This window comes from Thiolapillus sp. (genome assembly GCF_048562965.1).
Lineage (GTDB): Bacteria > Pseudomonadota > Gammaproteobacteria > Chromatiales > Chromatiaceae > Thiolapillus > Thiolapillus brandeum_A.
In genome coordinates this window covers 1-661 of record NZ_JBHNMF010001383.1, presented here as the reverse complement: position 1 = coordinate 661, position 661 = coordinate 1, and the positions used below count along the sequence as shown (strand labels likewise).

The 661-nt window shown below is 50.7% G+C and carries 1 protein-coding gene; it reads left to right on the top strand.

What is annotated here, in order from left to right:
- The first annotated feature begins 10 nt into the window (after positions 1–10).
- Positions 11–523 (top strand): transposase, encoded by a 513-nt coding sequence (locus ACOCD2_RS24465; RefSeq protein WP_305802528.1) that lies wholly within the window; start codon positions 11–13, stop codon positions 521–523.
- Positions 524–661: the final 138 nt, after the last annotated feature.

Sequence of the window (661 nt, the reverse complement as noted above, 5' to 3'; positions counted from 1 at the left end):
ATGGATAACCATGGCGTTATGCTTCCTCCAGGTTTTGCGTGAGCCAGTCGTTCAATATCTGGCGGGTTCGGAACAAAGGATAGCTCCTTTTTGGAATATAATCACATGGTACCCGACATTTCGTAAAACCCGATGGGTCGCAATGTTTACCACGGACCTGGATCTGTCGGTCACACAGATCATCGAGTATTATGGCGCCCGATGGAAGATCGAATCTGGCTTCAAGGAGCTGAAGCAGGAAATCGGCAGCTGCAAGAGTCAGTGCCGGAATGCGCAGGCCGTGACCAACCATCTGAATTTTTGTATGATGGCCGTTACGCTGACCTGGATCTATGCGGATCGGTTGAAGGCAGATCCGGAACGCCGGCATAAAGTGAAAGGACGTACCAGTTTTGCCTTTTCCGATGTTCGACGCATTATCGCCGAAGCGGCTTTGGATGAGAATTTTGCCAGGGTTTGCCCCAAACCCGGCAATCCCCCCGGAAATTCTCTGGTCACTGTGCTGCTGCGCATGGTGGCTTGAATAATTTCTGGGAAACTTCAGATATTGAACGACTGGCTCACGCAAAACCTGGAGGAAGCATAACGCCATGGTTATCCATCCACAAGCCCGTACAACACCAAAGCTGCGTGCTGAGATCAAGGCTCAACGTGATCGTAA